Consider the following 14,697-nt stretch of genomic DNA (forward strand, 5'->3'; position numbering starts at 1 on the left):
GCGATCGGGACAGCCCGCAGAACCGGCCCCCATGACCGCCAGAACCCCTCCACGAATCGGACCGCACCGGGAAAACCCCTGGGCGTCGGCCCTTCCCTCGCGAAGGGATTCGTGAAAGCGTTCACATTCACAAGCAACGTGCAAGTCACACAAGAGAGGTAGCAGCCATGGACTGGCGTCACAACGCCGTTTGTCGTGAGGAAGACCCCGAGCTGTTCTTCCCCATCGGCAACACCGGTCCTGCGCTGCTGCAGATCGAGGAAGCCAAGGCCGTCTGCCGCCGCTGCCCCGTGATGGAGCAGTGCCTGCAGTGGGCGCTCGAGTCCGGCCAGGACTCCGGCGTCTGGGGCGGCCTCAGCGAGGACGAGCGCCGCGCGATGAAGCGCCGCGCCGCTCGCAACCGGGCGCGCAACGCCAGCGCCTGACATCGACTTTCGAGCCTCGAGCCGCAGCGCGTAGCACCACCCATATAGCGCTCAGCAACGTGCTCTTGAGCCCCGGACCGGGAAATCGGTCCGGGGCTCAGTGCTTTTCGCCGAGGATTCCGTCACGTTTCCGCCGGCCCGCCCGCTCCGGACGGGATCACGCTGCGTGACGGGGCCTTCGCTCGGTTTCCGGCGGGCTACTTCTGGGAGACCGCGGGGACGTCCAGCACGACCTTGGTGCCGCCCTCGGGGCGCGGCCGCATGTCGAAGCTGCCGCCGAGCTCGCCCTCGACGAGGGTCCGTACGATCTGCAGGCCGAGGTTCCCGGCGCGCTGCGGGTCGAAGCCCTCGGGCAGGCCCCGGCCGTCGTCCAGCACGGTGATCAGCAGCCGCGCGTCGTCCCGGCCGGTGCCGCTGCGCACCGCGCCGACCTCGACCGTGCCCCGCTCCCCCGGTGCGAAGGCGTGCTCCAGCGCGTTCTGCAGCACCTCGGTCAGCACCATCGACAGCGGGGTGGCGACCTCGGCGTCGAGGATGCCGAAGCGGCCGGTGCGCCGGCAGTCGACCTTCCCGGGCGAGATCTCGGCGACCATCGCGATCACGCGGTCGGCGATCTCGTCGAACTCCACCCGCTCGTCCAGGTTCTGGGACAGCGTCTCGTGGACGATGGCGATCGAACCGACCCGCCGCACCGCCTCGTTGAGCGCCTCGCGGCCCTGGTCGGAGTCCATCCGGCGGGCCTGGAGCCGGAGCAGGGCCGCGACCGTCTGGAGGTTGTTCTTCACCCGGTGGTGGATCTCCCGGATGGTGGCGTCCTTGGTGATCAACTCACGCTCGCGGCGCCGGAGTTCGGTGACGTCGCGGCAGAGCACCAGAGAACCGATCCGGGTCCCCTTGGGCTTGAGCGGAATCGCCCGGAGCTGGATCACCCCGCCGTTGGCCTCGATCTCGGTCTCCCGCGGGGCCCACCCGCTGGCGAGCTTGACCAGGGCCTCGTCCACCGGCCCGCGCGAGGGCGCCAGCTCGGCGGTGATGCTGCCGAGGTGCTGGCCGACCAGGTCCGAGGCGAGCCCGAGGCGGTGGTACGCCGAGAGCGCGTTCGGGGACGCGTACGTGACGGCGCCCTCCGCGTCGAGGCGGATCAGCCCGTCGCCGACGCGCGGCGAGGCATCCATGTCGACCTGCTGGCCGGGGAAGGGGAACGTTCCGGCGGCGATCATCTGGGCCAGGTCGGAGGCCGACTGGAGGTAGGTGAGCTCCAGCCGGCTCGGGGTGCGCACCGTGAGCAGGTTGGTGTTGCGGGCGATCACGCCCAGGACCCGGCCCTCGCGCCGCACGGGGATCGACTCGACCCGTACGGGCACCTCCTCGCGCCACTCCGGGTCGCCCTCGCGCACGATCCGGCCCTCGTCCAGGGCGGCGTCGAGCAGCGGGCGGCGGCCGCGCGGCACCAGGTGGCCGACCATGTCGTCCTGGTAGGAGGTGGGCCCGGTGTTGGGCCGCATCTGGGCGACCGAGACGTACCGCGTGCCGTCGAGGGTGGGGACCCACAGGACCAGGTCCGCGAAGGACAGGTCGGAGAGCAGCTGCCACTCCGAGACCAGCATGTGGAGCCACTCCAGCTCCGTCTCACTGAGCGCGGTGTGCTGGCGTACGAGGTCGTTCATGGAGGGCACGCAGCCGAGGGTACCCGGGCTCTGGGCAGGAGTTTCGCAGCGGGAATACCCAGACGGCCGGGTGGCCGCGTATCTTGGAGGAAGTGACGGGCCTTTGGTCCCTGTCATTGGATGGACAGAACAGAATGGTCTAGTCCACAATGCTGAGGTAAGAAGAGACTTCCGCCCTCCCCGCACAGGAGGACGGAGCGAGGTAAGCCGCGCGTTCTGCCCTGACCGCGCAGGCACCTCCCCACCGGCCGCAGGGACCGCACACCCTTCGGCCGAAGCAACTCCGGGCCATGGTGCCGGACGGGTTGAGGGTCCCGTCCGACACCGTGGCCCTGGGGCTTTTCCGGGGCCGTCCGAGTGGTTCAGCAGGGCCGTCCGGGGGTTTCCCACCCCCGTCCCCCGTCGCCGCCTACTGCGGCCAGGCCAGCAGCGCCCGCTCCGCCAGCGCCTCCAGCTCCTCCCGCGTCGCGCCGTCCCGCGCCTGCTGCGACATGCCCTGGAGCACCGCCCCGCCGAAGCGGGCCAGCGCGGCCGCGTCCGTGCCGGCCGGCAGCAGTCCGGCGGCGACGTCCGCCCGGATCCGGCTCTCGAAGAGGGCGATGTTGGCGTTGCGCCGGTCCCGCAGCGCCGCCTCCACCTCGGGCGTCGCGCAGTTGGTCGCGCTGATGACCAGGCAGCCCGGCGGGTGGGCGGGATCCGTGTACACGACGGCCGCCTCCCGGAGGGTGCGTTCCAGCCCCGCGCGGGCCGTGGGCTCCTCCGAGAAGGCGTGCGCGCCGAAGGCCCCGTACCGGCCCGCGTACACCTCGACCACCTCGTCGAACAGCTTCCGCTTGTCGCCGAAGGCCGCGTACAGGCTGGGCGCGCCGATCCCCATGGCCCGGGTCAGGTCGGAGATCGAGGTGGCTTCGTAGCCGTGGATCCAGAAGGCGCGCATGGCCTCGTCCAGGGCCGCGTCGCGGTCGAAGGAGCGGGGTCTGCCGCGCTGTCCGGTCGCCATGCGCGAATTCTATAGCGGGCGTTACTGAATCTGGTACGGTCCCATTCTGTAGCGACCACTAGAGAAATGGGGGGCGCGTCATGGGCGTGCTCAGCGGCAAGACGGCTGTGGTGACCGGCGGCAGCCGGGGGATCGGGCGGGCCATCTCCGAGCGGCTGGCGCGGGACGGGGCACTCGTGGCCGTCCACTACGGCAGCAACGAGAAGGCGGCCGAGGAGACCGTGGGGGCGATCACGGCGGCCGGCGGCCGGGCCTTCGCCCTGCGCACCGAGTTCGGGACGCCGGGGGCGGCGGAGGCCCTGTGGGCCGCGTACGACGCCCACCCCGAGGCCACGGAGGCCGTGGACGTCCTGGTGAACAACGCGGGCGCGGCGACCTTCGCGACGCTCGCGGACACCGACGAGGAGACGTACGACCGGATCCACGCGGTGAACGCGAAGGCGCCGTTCTTCGTCACCCGGGCCGCGCTGCCGCGGCTGCGCGACGGCGGCCGGATCGTGAACGTCACCGGCACCCCGGAGATCGCGCTGCCCGCGATCCTCGCCACGGTCATGGCCAAGGGCGCGGTGAACGCGCTGACCCGCTCGCTCGCGGCGGAGCTGGCGCCGCGCGGCATCACCGTGAACTCGGTGGGCCCCGGCATCACGGAGACCGACCTCAACGCCGCCTGGCTGGCCGATCCGGCCGCCCGCGCGCACGCCGCCTCCCGCTCGGTCTTCCACCGGATCGGCACGGTGCAGGAGGTGGCGGACGTGGCGGCCTTCCTGGCCTCGCCGGACTCCCGCTGGGTCACGGGCCAGCACCTCGACGCCACCGGCGGGCTCCAGATGGCCCTGCTCTGACCCCCGCGCCGGGCGGCCCCGGCCCCGCGGCCGCCCGCCGGTGCTTCCCCGCGGGCGCTCCCCGGGCGCCCGCCCGCCCCGTGCGGCCCGGCACGCCTCAGTGCGTCTCGGTGACCTTCGCCAGGGCGCGCGGGGCGTCCGGGTCCTGGCCGCGGGCGAGGGTGACCTCGTACGCCAGGAGCTGGAGCGGGAGGATCTCCAGGACCGGCTGGAGTTCCTCGGGCAGCCCGTCCACGGGCAGCACGAACCCGGCCGCGGCGGCCTCGACCTGGGGCCGGGGGCCCACCACGACGAGGTCGGCGCCCCTCCCCCGGAGCCGGTCGAGCACCGGCCGCAGCGCCTCGCCGCCGCGGCCCTCGGTGACCACCGCGATCACCGGGGAGACGTTGTCGACCATCGCCAGCGGGCCGTGCAGCAGGTCCGCGCCCGAGTAGGCGAGGGCGGGGATGTAGCTGGTCTCCATGAGCTTGAGCGCGGCCTCGCGGGCCGTCGGGTAGCCGAACCCGCGCGAGGTGATGACCATCCGCTCGGCGAACCGGTACCGGGCGGCGAGCGTACGGACCTCCTCGCGCCGGGCCAGGATCCGCTCCGCCAGCTCCGGTACGGGCGCGGCGGCCTCCGCGGCCCCGTCGCCGCCGCGCAGCCCCTCGGCGAGGAGGTAGAGGGCGAGCAGCGAGGCGGTGTACGTCTTGGTGGCCGGCAGGGCCCGCTCCGGGCCGGCCAGCACGTCGACGTGGTGCTCGGAGACGGCCGCCAGGGCGGAGTCGGGGTTGTTGGTGACGGCCAGGGTGACGGCCCCGGCGGCGCGGGCGGCCTGGGTGGAGGCGACCAGGTCCGGGGAGCCGCCGGACTGGCTCACGGTGATCACCAGCACGTCCTGGAGCCGGGGGGTGGCCCCGTAGGCGGTCGTGGTGGACATCGAGCTGAGGCCGCAGGGCAGGCCCAGCCGCACCTCCAGCAGGTACTTGGCGTAGAGGGCGGCGTGGTCGGAGCTGCCGCGGGCGGCGAGCAGGACGAAGCGCGGGCGCTTCTGGGCGATGGCCTCGGCGGTGGCGCGGATCGCCTCCGCGCCCTCGGTCAGCAGGCGGCGCAGTACGGCGGGCTGCTCGTCCATCTCGGCGGACATCATCCGCCCGGGACGCTCCACGGCGCTCACCCGTCCAGTCTGGCCCGGCGGCGGCCGGGCGGCACCCCCGGCGGACGCGCGGGAGCGCCCGATCCGGCCGACGATGGAAGGTGCGCAGACCCGGGTGCGAAGGGCCAAGCTCTGCTAGATTGGTCTATACCACCAAGACTTCCTTCTCCCAGATCGGCAGGCCCAGCGTGGAAGTTGTCATCGTCCCGGACGCGAAGGCGGGCGGAGAGCTCATCGCGGAGGCCATGGCCTCCCTGGTACGCCGCAAGCCCGACGCCCTGCTCGGCGTGGCGACCGGCTCGACCCCGCTGCCCATCTACGAGGCCCTCGCCGCCAAGGTCCGCGGCGGCGAGGTCGACGTCACCCGTGCCCGCATCTGCCAGCTCGACGAGTACGTCGGCCTGCCGGCCGGGCACCCGGAGTCCTACCGTTCCGTGGTCCTGCGCGAGGTCGTCGAGCCCCTGGGGCTGTCCGAGGCCTCCTTCATGGGCCCCGACGGCACCGCCGAGGACATCGTGGGCGCGTGCGAGGCGTACGACGCGGCGCTCGCCGCGGCCGGCGGCGTCGACCTCCAGCTGCTCGGCATCGGCACCGACGGGCACATCGGCTTCAACGAGCCCTGCTCGTCGCTCGCCTCGCGCACCCGCATCAAGACGCTCACCGAGCAGACCCGGGTGGACAACGCGCGCTTCTTCGACGACGACATCGACCAGGTGCCCCACCACGTCATCACCCAGGGCATAGGCACCATCCTCGACGCCCGCCACCTGGTGCTGCTGGCCACGGGCGAGGGCAAGGCCGAGGCCGTGGCCCAGACGGTCGAGGGCCCGGTCTCCTCGCTCGTCCCGGCCTCCGCGCTCCAGCTGCACCGGCACGCCACCGTCGTGGTCGACGAGGCGGCCGCCTCGAAGCTGAAGCTGGCGGACTACTTCCGGCACACCTTCGCCAACAAGCCGGCCTGGCAGGGCCTGTAGGGGCGGGGCGCCACGGCGCCGCTCCACACGACGGAAGGGCCCGGCTCCTGGGGGAGCCGGGCCCTTCCGCGTATCCGGGATGCGCCGCTGCCTGGGGGCGGTCCCGGTGCCGGTGATCCGTACGGGCCGGGGCCGTACGGAGCCTGGAACGGCGGGGACGGGGCGCCCCTCCTCGGGCGCCCGGCCCCCGCCGGGGTACGGGTGCGGGGTCAGAGCCCCGCGATCACCTCGGCCGCGGCCGTGCCGCTGACGCGGGAGGCGCCGTGCGTGGCGATGTGCACCGCCCCGCGGGGCTCGGCGCGCGGCAGGCCCATCTCGACCACGACCGTTCCGGGCCGGGCGGCGAGCACGGCGTCGAGGGCGGCGGTCATCCACGGGTGCCGGTGGGCGTCGCGCACGACGAGCACGACCGTACGGTCGCCCGAGGCGGCCAGGATCGCGCCGGCCACGTCCGTGCCCTCGGCGTACGTCCCCGCGGTGGTGTCCGGCAGCAGGGCGGCCAGCGGCCCGGCGAGCCCCCAGGGGGTCTCGTCGCCGACCGCGATGTTCGCGACCGGGCTGAGGGTGGCGACGTACGGGGCCTTCACCGTCACCTCGGCGGTGCGGGTGACCCGTACCGCGCGGCGGGCGGCGACCAGGCCGATGTCCGCCGTGCCGGGCGCGTTCCCCTCCTCGCCGGACGCGCCCGGCCCGTCGGCGACCCGGGCCTGCCGGGTCCAGTCGGCGAGGGCGCGCACCCGGGCAGCGGCGTCGGCGAGCCGCTCCTCGGGCAGGCTGCCCTCGCGCACGGCCGCGACCAGCGCGTCGCGCAGTCGCAGCACGGTCTCCTCGTCGGCGAGCCCGCCGCCGACGCAGATCGCGTCGGCGCCGGCGGCGATGGCGAGGACGGAGCCCCGCTCGATGCCGTAGGTGCCGGCGATGGCGTTCATCTCCATGCCGTCGGTGACGATCAGGCCCTGGTAGCCCAGCTCCTCGCGGAGCAGGCCGGTGAGGATCTGCGGGCTGAGGGTGGCCGGACGGGTGGGGTCGAGCGCGGGCAGCAGGATGTGCGCGCTCATGACGGCCTTGGTGCCGGCGGCCATCGCGGCCTTGAAGGGCACGAGTTCGCGGGCGTAGAGGGTGTCCAGGTCGGCGTCGATGCGCGGCAGGGCGTGGTGGGAGTCCACGCTGGTGTCGCCGTGGCCCGGGAAGTGCTTGGTGCACGCGGCGACGCCGGCGGCCTGGAGGCCCTCGACGTAGGCGGCGGTGTGCCGGGCGGCGAGGCGGGTGTCGGCGCCGAAGGACCGCACACCGATGACCGGGTTGTCCGGGTTGGAGTTGACGTCCGCGGACGGGGCCCAGTTGAGGTTGACCCCGCAGGCCGCGAGGCGGCGGCCGAGCTCGCGGGCGACGTCGTGGGTCAGGCCGGTGTCGTCGACCGCGCCGAGGGCGAGGTTGCCGGGGAAGGAGGAACCGTCGCGCACCTCCAGGCGCGTGACGTCGCCCCCCTCCTCGTCGATGGCGACGAGTACGTCGTCCCGCTCGGCCCGCAGCTGCGCGGTGAGCGCGGCCAGCTGGCCGGGCGAGGTGATGTTGCGGCCGAACAGGCCGACCGCGGTGAGCCCTTCGCCGACCCGGCGGAGCAGCCAGTCGGGGGCGGTGGTGCCCAGGAAGCCGGGCTGGAGCACGGCCAGGGCGTCGCGGGTCAGGGTGTCCGTCTGGTGGGCGGTGATCGTCATCGGGAGGGTCATCCCTTCACTGCGCCCGCGGTGAGACCCGCGGCCATCTTGCGCTGGACGATGAGGAACAGCACGACGATCGGCACGGCCATCATGGTGGAGCCGGCCATCATCGGGGCGAACTCGGTGCCGTTCTTCGTGGTGAAGTTGCCGAGCCAGACGGTGGCCGTCTGGTTCTGCTGGCTCATCAGCATCAGGGCGTACAGGTACTCGTTCCACGCCTGGATGAAGCCGTAGACGGAGGTGGCCACCATGCCGGGGGCGAGCAGCGGGAAGACCACGCGGAGGAAGGCGCCGGTCGGCGTGCAGCCGTCGACCATCGCGGCCTCCTCCAGCTCCTTGGGGATGTTGACGATGAAGCCGCGGAGGGTCCACACCGTGAACGGGAGGATGAAGGTCAGGTACGTGATGATCAGGCCGGTGAGCTTGTCGTACTGACCGAGGTCGTTCAGCAGCAGGAAGACCGGGATGATCATCGCGACCAGCGGGACCATCTGGACGGCGAGGATGCCGACGATCACGATCTTCCGGCCGCGGAAGGCGAACCGGGAGATGGCGAGGGCGGCCAGCATGCCGACCAGGATGCCGATGACGACCACAACGGACGAGACGAGCATGGAGCGCCCGACCGGGCCCCAGAAGTCGGCGATGTCGAGCGCGCGCCGGAAGTTGTCCAGGGTCCAGGTGTGGGGGAAGAAGTGCGGGTCCGGGTCGATGGCGTCCTTGGCCGGCTTGAACGCCGTGTTGAGCATCCAGTAGACCGGGAAGCCGGCGGTGACGAAGACCAGGAGGCCGAGGAGGTTCCAGCCGAGCTTGGACTTCCGGAAGCCCTTGCGGCGGGCGAGGCGCGGGGTCGCGGCGGTCGAGGTCACTCCACCTCTCCGATCTTGAGCATCTGGCGCATGTAGACGGCGACGACGCCCAGCAGGAGCAGGACGGTCACGAGGGCGATCGCGGAGCCGCCGGAGTAGTCGTTGACCACGAAGGCCTTCTGGTACGAGTACGTCGTGAGCAGCTGGAACTCGGCCTCGGGGTTGCCGTTGCGCATGACGAAGACCTGCGGGAAGACACCCATGTCCCAGATCACCGAGAGGGTCGTCAGCATGACGATGATCGGCTTGAGGATCGGGAGGGTGACGTGGCGGAACACGCCCCACGCGCCGGCGCCGTCGAGGCGCGCGGCCTCCTCCAGCTCCTTGGGCACCTGGGTGAGGCCCGCGCTGAGGGTGATGACCACGAACGGGACCGCGCCCCAGACCACCAGGAGCATGATCACCGCGAGGCCCTGGGGGCCGCTGGCGAACCAGTTGTGGCCGATCATCTCGACGCCCGGCAGCTTGCTCAGCAGGTAGTTGAGCACGCCGTAGTCGGCGTCGAAGAGCCACTTGAAGACGGCGGTGGCCACGATGATGGGCATGCCCCAGCTCGCCACCAGGGCGATGCTGATGAGGGCCTTGACCCAGCCGGAGACCCGCTGGAGCAGCAGGGCGATCAGCATGCCGAGGACCATGGTGAGGACGACCGCGCCGCCGGCGAAGAGGACGGTCCGCAGGACCACGGCCCAGAACTCCCCGTCGCCGAGGATGGCGGTGAAGTTCTGGAAGCCGACCCACTCGGCGTCCTTGAAGCCCCACAGTTCGGACTTGCCGAAGCTCTGGAAGGAGAGGGAGACCAGGCGCAGCAGCGGGTATCCCATGACCAGCACGATGACGAGCAGGCAGGGGGCCAGCAGCAGCCAGGGGGTCACGGAGCCCCCGCGGCGGTCCCCTCTGCGCGGCGTGCCCGTACTCCCGGTCGCGGCTTTGGACGAAGGCGTTTCCTTCGCCGGTGGCAGATCGGCGGTGGTGGTCTGTGCGGCACTCATCGCGCGCTCCTCAGCGGTCCCTCTCTTGGTACGGGCAGCAGGGCCCCGCCTTCAGCGGCGGGGCCCTGCCCGGTCAGGTCACTTGGTGTTGATGACCTTGTCGATCGCGGCGTCGGCGGCCTTGGCCGCGTCCTCGACCGACTTCTTGCCGGTGCCGATCTCCTGGAGCATGGTCTGCAGGACCTTGGCCTTCTCGACCTGGCCCCAGCCCGGAGCGGTGGGGACGAACCAGGAGGACTCGGCCGCGGTGGCGGCGACCTGGGTCTTCGGGTCGGCCTTCAGCGGGCCGAGGTCCGTCTTGTTGTTCGGCAGGTTGCCCTTGGCGATGAGGCCGGCCTGGCCCTTGGCGCCGGTGAAGGCGTTGATCCACTCGGCCGCGATGTCCTGGGCGTCGGACTTGGACGGGATCGCCAGGTCGGAGCCGCCGAGGAAGACCGGGAGGTTCTTGCCGTTCGGGCCGGGCATCACGAAGTTCTCGAGCTTGTCGGCGAGCTTGCCGACCTTGTCGTTCTCCGGCGTGGCCGCGGTGCCGCCCTCCCACGCCGCGGCGAAGATCGCGGCGGAGTTGCCCTGGCCGAAGACGACCGGGCGGTCGGCCTCGTCCTTGGTCTTGTCGGCGTGCATGTACTTGTCGAGGATCTCCTTGTACTGCTTGAGACCCTTGAGCGACTCGGGGGAGGACAGGGAGGACTTCCACTGGCCGCCCTCGTTCTTGGCGATGGCGCCGCCCGCGTCGTAGACGAAGGACATGGCCGCGTACCAGTCGGGCGAGGGCTGGTACCAGGCGCTGAACTTCGCGCCCTTCTTCTTCTGGATGGCGTCGAGCGCGGCGGTCAGCTCGGCCCAGGTCTTCGGGGCGGCCTTGACGCCCGCCTCGGCGGCGACGTCCTTGCGCCAGGTCCCGACGCGGCCACCGGCGTAGTAGGGGACGCCGTAGGTCTTGCCGTCGTAGGTGACGGACTCCTTCAGGGCGTCGAGCCACTGCGCGGAGTTGTCGAACTTGGACGGGTCGACCTCGGCGAAGGCACCGGTCGACATGTAGCCGATCATCTCGGAGTTGCCCATCTCGACAACGTCCGGGGCCTTGTCCGTGGCGAGCACGGCGTCGAGCTTGGCGTTCTTGTCCGGCCAGCCGTAGTACTCGTGCTTGACCTTCAGGCCCGGGTGCTTCGCGATGATCGCGTCGTCGGCGGCCTTGACCAGGTCCGGCCAGTTGTTCTGCGCGTCGACGGTCAGCCAGACGGTCAGCTCCTTGGCGCCGGAGGCCTTGTCGCCGCCCTCCTTCTTGCCATCGGTGCCACCGCACGCCGCGAGACCGATCACCATGCCCGCGACACCAACCGCCGCGATGAGCTTGCGCTTCACGCCACCCTCCTCAGGGATGCCTGCACTCCCCCTGCCCGCCGTACGTGAAATACGCCAAGTACTGCCGTGGGGCCGGGATCTGATCCATATTGGTTTAGACCAGTAGCCTGGAGCTTGGCCTAGACCTTTGGGGGTGTCAAGGGTCTAATAAACGAGGTGCCAGTCCGTTACCGGACCGACACCTCAGGGAGGGGCGACGTCCGTGCTCCGGCCCGTGTCACGATGTGACCGCAAGAGACGGAGGAGCCGGTGACGGCTGTGAAACTGGAGTCGGGAAGGACGGCGGCGATGGCCACCGAAGGGGCGCTTACCGAGCCCGAGGGCGGGGCGGCCACACGTACCGCCCGCGTGCCCAAGTACTACCGACTCAAGCGGCATTTGCTCGATATGACCGAAACGCTCCCCCCGGGTACCCCGGTGCCCCCGGAGCGGACCCTCGCGGCCGAATTCGACACCTCCCGGACCACCGTCCGGCAGGCCCTCCAGGAGCTCGTGGTCGAGGGCCGCCTGGAGCGGATCCAGGGCAAGGGCACCTTCGTCGCCAAGCCCAAGGTCTCCCAGGCACTGCAACTGACCTCCTACACCGAGGACATGCGCGCCCAGGGCCTGGAGCCGACGTCCCAGCTGCTCGACATCGGCTACGTGACCGCGGACGACACCCTCGCCGGGCTGCTCAAGATCGCACCCGGCGGCCGCGTCCTGCGCATCGAGCGCCTGCGGCTGGCCAGCGGCGAGCCCATGGCCATCGAGACCACGCACCTCTCGGCCAAGCGCTTCCCGGCCCTGCGCCGCTCGCTCGTCAAGTACACGTCGCTCTACACCGCCCTCGCGGAGGTGTACGACGTCCACCTCGCGGAGGCCGAGGAGACGATCGAGACCTCCCTGGCCACCCCGCGCGAGGCCGGCCTGCTCGGCACCGACGTCGGCCTGCCCATGCTGATGCTGTCCCGGCACTCCCTCGACGCGGACGGCGAGCCGGTGGAGTGGGTGCGGTCCGTCTACCGCGGCGACCGGTACAAGTTCGTCGCACGGCTCAAGCGGCCGGCGCCCCCCTCGGCCTGACGCCCGGGTCGGCCCGATGCGCGGGCCGGCCGGACCGGGTCGGGCGGACCCGGGTCGGCCGGACCCGGGTCGGCTGACCTGCCCGGACACCGGGGACCCCGTACCGGATTGCGGACGGGGTCTTACGCCCGGCGGTCCGCTCCCCGTAGATTCCCTGCGATTGCGTAGATGATCACGAGGGGACGAGGGTCATGCCGGAACCGGAATCAACAGGTACACAAGGGGACATGGCGGGCTCGGCCGGTACGGCGGGCTCGCCTTCTCCGTCTCCGCGGCCGGGTCCGTCCGGCCGTCTGACGCCGAAGTCCGTCGCCGTCTGGACGCTGGTGGCGCTGGTCGGCGCGGCGGGCTGGACCGTGCTCGCGCTCTCCCGGGGCGAGGAGGTCTCGGCCGCGTGGATGCTCGCCGCGGCCCTGGGCTCGTACGCCATCGGGTACCGCTTCTACTCCCGCTTCATCGCCCACCGCGTACTCGGCGTCGACAAGACGCGGGCCACCCCCGCCGAACGCCTTGACAACGGTGTCGACTTCCACCCGACGGACCGCCGGGTGCTCTTCGGCCACCACTTCGCCGCCGTCGCGGGCGCCGGCCCGCTGGTCGGCCCGGTGCTGGCGGCCCAGATGGGCTACCTGCCCGGCACCATCTGGATCGTCGTCGGCGTGATCTTCGCCGGCGCCGTGCAGGACATGGTGACCCTCTTCTTCTCCACCCGCCGCGACGGCCGCTCGCTCGGCCAGATGGCGCGCGAGGAGATCGGCCCGGTGGGCGGCGCCGCCGCCCTGATCGCGGTCTTCGCCATCATGATCATCCTGCTGGCCGTGCTGGCGCTGGTCATCGTCAACGCGCTCTCGCACTCCCCGTGGGGCGTCTTCTCCATCGGCATGACCATCCCGATCGCCCTCTTCATGGGCGTCTACCTGCGCGTGCTGCGGCCGGGCCGGGTCACCGAGGTCTCCCTCATCGGCGTCGCCCTGCTGCTGCTCGCGCTCGTTGCCGGCGGCTGGGTCGCCGAGTCCTCCTGGGCCGAGTTCTTCACCCTGAAGCCGACCACGCTGGTGCTCTGGATGGTCGGGTACGGCTTCCTGGCCTCGGTACTGCCGGTCTGGCTGCTGCTCGCCCCGCGCGACTACCTGTCCACCTTCATGAAGGTCGGCACCATCGCGCTGCTGGCGCTGGGCGTGGTCATCGCGATGCCGACGCTGAAGATGGACGCGGTCACGTCGTTCGCGTCGCGCGGCGACGGGCCGGTCTTCGCCGGGTCGATGTTCCCGTTCGTCTTCATCACCATCGCGTGCGGCGCCCTCTCCGGCTTCCACTCCCTGGTCTCCTCGGGCACCACCCCGAAGATGGTCCAGAAGGAGACCCAGGTCCGGATGATCGGCTACGGCGCGATGCTGACCGAGTCCTTCGTGGCCGTGATGGCCATGATCGCGGCCTGCATCATCGAGCCCGGCCTCTTCTTCGCGGTCAACTCCCCCGCGGGCGTGGTCGGCACCACCGTGCAGTCCGCCTCGGAGGCCATCGCGGGCCTGGGCTTCACCATCTCCCCCGAGGCGCTCGCGCAGGCCGCCAAGGACGTGGAGGAGGCCACCCTGCTCTCGCGCACGGGTGGCGCGCCGACCTTCGCCCTGGGCATGTCCGAGATCTTCTCGGCCGTGATCGGCGGCGCCGGGATGAAGGCCTTCTGGTACCACTTCGCGATCATGTTCGAGGCGCTGTTCATCCTCACCACCCTGGACGCGGGCACCCGCGTGGGCCGGTTCATGCTCCAGGACACCCTCGGCAACGTCTACAAGCCGTTCCGACAGGTCAGCTGGAAGCCCGGCGTCTGGATCGCGAGCGCGCTCGTCTGCGGCGCCTGGGGCTACTTCCTGTGGGTCGGCGTGAACGACCCGCTGGGCGGCATCAACCAGCTCTTCCCGCTCTTCGGCATCGCCAACCAGCTGCTGGCCGCCGTCGCCCTGGCCGTCTGCACCACGCTGCTGGTGAAGTCCGGCCGCCTGAAGTGGGCCTGGGTGACGGGCGTCCCGCTGGCCTGGGACGCGGCCGTGACGCTCACCGCGAGCTACCAGAAGGTCTTCTCCGAGGACCCGCGGGTCGGCTTCTTCGCCCAGCGCGACAAGTACCTCGCCGGCATCGACGCGGACAAGGTGCTGCCGCCCGCCAAGTCCATGGACGACATGCACACGGTGGTCACCAACTCCACGGTCGACGGCGTGCTGTGCGCGCTGTTCGCGATCCTGATCCTGGTGGTGCTGTTCGACGCGCTGTGGGTGTGCCTGAAGGCCGTCCGCAAGCCGGAGTCGGTGGTGCTGCACGAGACGCCGTACGTCGAGTCGAAGATCATCGCCCCGGCCGGCCTGATCGCCACGGCCGAGGAGAAGGCGGAGCTCGCCGCCGCGGGTCTCGACACGGGCGGCGGCCGCGTGAAGGAGCCGGTCTCCTCATGACCGCGGCAGGCCTGCTGGGCCGGATCCGTTTCTACGTCCGCGAGTTCACCGGCGAGGCCGCGTACGAACGGTACGTCGCCCACGCCCGCGGCCACGACCCGGACGCCCCCGTCCCGACCCGCCGCGAGTTCGAGCGGGCCCGCACGGACGCCCGCGAGGGCGACCCGCGCGAGGGCTTCCGCTGCTGCTGAGCCG

Annotated in this window: 13 protein-coding genes; 6 read left to right on the top strand and 7 right to left on the bottom strand. The window is 71.6% G+C overall.

Annotated features, from left to right (window positions below; all coding sequences use genetic code 11):
• The first annotated feature begins 167 nt into the window (after nucleotides 1–167).
• Nucleotides 168–425: a WhiB family transcriptional regulator gene (locus ACIQUR_RS12545; protein WP_003953983.1), complete on the top strand. Its 258-nt coding sequence runs from the start codon at nucleotides 168–170 to the stop codon at nucleotides 423–425.
• 197 nt (nucleotides 426–622) lie between these two features.
• Here ACIQUR_RS12545 and ACIQUR_RS12550 read toward each other — a convergent pair whose 3' ends face one another.
• Both ACIQUR_RS12550 and ACIQUR_RS12555 read right to left on the bottom strand, forming a co-directional pair.
• The gene (locus ACIQUR_RS12550) at nucleotides 623–2,092 is read right to left on the bottom strand and encodes a sensor histidine kinase (protein ID WP_403662708.1); all 1,470 of its coding nucleotides are present in this window, start codon (nucleotides 2,090–2,092) and stop codon (nucleotides 623–625) included.
• A gap of 409 nt (nucleotides 2,093–2,501) precedes the next feature.
• Nucleotides 2,502–3,092, bottom strand: a complete 591-nt coding sequence (locus ACIQUR_RS12555) for a TetR/AcrR family transcriptional regulator (RefSeq protein ID WP_403662501.1) — start codon at nucleotides 3,090–3,092, stop codon at nucleotides 2,502–2,504.
• An 80-nt stretch (nucleotides 3,093–3,172) separates the two neighbouring features.
• Between ACIQUR_RS12555 and ACIQUR_RS12560 the strand changes: the two genes are divergently transcribed.
• Entirely contained in the window at nucleotides 3,173–3,934 is a 762-nt protein-coding gene (locus ACIQUR_RS12560; protein ID WP_403662504.1) for an SDR family oxidoreductase, read from the top strand.
• A gap of 97 nt (nucleotides 3,935–4,031) precedes the next feature.
• Here ACIQUR_RS12560 and ACIQUR_RS12565 read toward each other — a convergent pair whose 3' ends face one another.
• Nucleotides 4,032–5,063, bottom strand: coding sequence for an SIS domain-containing protein (locus ACIQUR_RS12565; RefSeq protein ID WP_403662711.1), 1,032 nt, complete (start codon nucleotides 5,061–5,063; stop codon nucleotides 4,032–4,034).
• A gap of 194 nt (nucleotides 5,064–5,257) precedes the next feature.
• Between ACIQUR_RS12565 and nagB the strand changes: the two genes are divergently transcribed.
• Nucleotides 5,258–6,043, top strand: coding sequence for a glucosamine-6-phosphate deaminase (gene nagB / locus ACIQUR_RS12570; RefSeq protein ID WP_403662714.1), 786 nt, complete (start codon nucleotides 5,258–5,260; stop codon nucleotides 6,041–6,043).
• 209 nt (nucleotides 6,044–6,252) lie between these two features.
• On the opposite strand, the gene ACIQUR_RS12575 is transcribed toward nagB, so the two are convergent.
• The 4 genes from ACIQUR_RS12575 to ACIQUR_RS12590 all read right to left on the bottom strand — a co-directional run bounded on the left by ACIQUR_RS12575 (nucleotide 6,253) and on the right by ACIQUR_RS12590 (nucleotide 10,990).
• The gene (locus ACIQUR_RS12575; RefSeq protein WP_403662507.1) at nucleotides 6,253–7,761 is read right to left on the bottom strand and encodes a glycoside hydrolase family 3 protein; all 1,509 of its coding nucleotides are present in this window, start codon (nucleotides 7,759–7,761) and stop codon (nucleotides 6,253–6,255) included.
• Between the two features lie 8 nt (nucleotides 7,762–7,769).
• A complete protein-coding gene (locus ACIQUR_RS12580) occupies nucleotides 7,770–8,633 on the bottom strand; it encodes a carbohydrate ABC transporter permease (protein WP_403662510.1) in 864 nt (287 codons plus the stop codon).
• Nucleotides 8,630–9,625: a carbohydrate ABC transporter permease gene (locus ACIQUR_RS12585; protein WP_399945274.1), complete on the bottom strand. Its 996-nt coding sequence runs from the start codon at nucleotides 9,623–9,625 to the stop codon at nucleotides 8,630–8,632. The genes ACIQUR_RS12580 and ACIQUR_RS12585 overlap by 4 nt, the downstream gene beginning before the upstream one ends.
• Before the next feature lie 78 nt (nucleotides 9,626–9,703).
• Complete coding sequence (locus tag ACIQUR_RS12590; RefSeq protein WP_399945271.1) at nucleotides 9,704–10,990, bottom strand: extracellular solute-binding protein; 1,287 nt, start codon at nucleotides 10,988–10,990, stop codon at nucleotides 9,704–9,706.
• A 288-nt stretch (nucleotides 10,991–11,278) separates the two neighbouring features.
• Between ACIQUR_RS12590 and ACIQUR_RS12595 the strand changes: the two genes are divergently transcribed.
• The 3 genes from ACIQUR_RS12595 to ACIQUR_RS12605 all read left to right on the top strand — a co-directional run bounded on the left by ACIQUR_RS12595 (nucleotide 11,279) and on the right by ACIQUR_RS12605 (nucleotide 14,693).
• On the top strand, nucleotides 11,279–12,052 hold the full coding sequence (locus tag ACIQUR_RS12595) for a GntR family transcriptional regulator (protein WP_403662515.1): 774 nt from the start codon (nucleotides 11,279–11,281) through the stop codon (nucleotides 12,050–12,052).
• A 227-nt stretch (nucleotides 12,053–12,279) separates the two neighbouring features.
• Nucleotides 12,280–14,502: a carbon starvation CstA family protein gene (locus ACIQUR_RS12600; RefSeq protein ID WP_403662518.1), complete on the top strand. Its 2,223-nt coding sequence runs from the start codon at nucleotides 12,280–12,282 to the stop codon at nucleotides 14,500–14,502.
• Nucleotides 14,499–14,693 carry a YbdD/YjiX family protein gene (locus ACIQUR_RS12605; RefSeq protein ID WP_403662521.1) on the top strand — a complete coding sequence of 65 codons (195 nt, stop codon included), beginning with the start codon at nucleotides 14,499–14,501 and terminating at the stop codon, nucleotides 14,691–14,693. The genes ACIQUR_RS12600 and ACIQUR_RS12605 overlap by 4 nt, the downstream gene beginning before the upstream one ends.
• Nucleotides 14,694–14,697 lie beyond the last annotated feature (4 nt).

The sequence above is a fragment of the Streptomyces sp. NPDC101132 genome (assembly GCF_044759225.1).
Classification (GTDB): Bacteria; Actinomycetota; Actinomycetes; order Streptomycetales; family Streptomycetaceae; genus Streptomyces.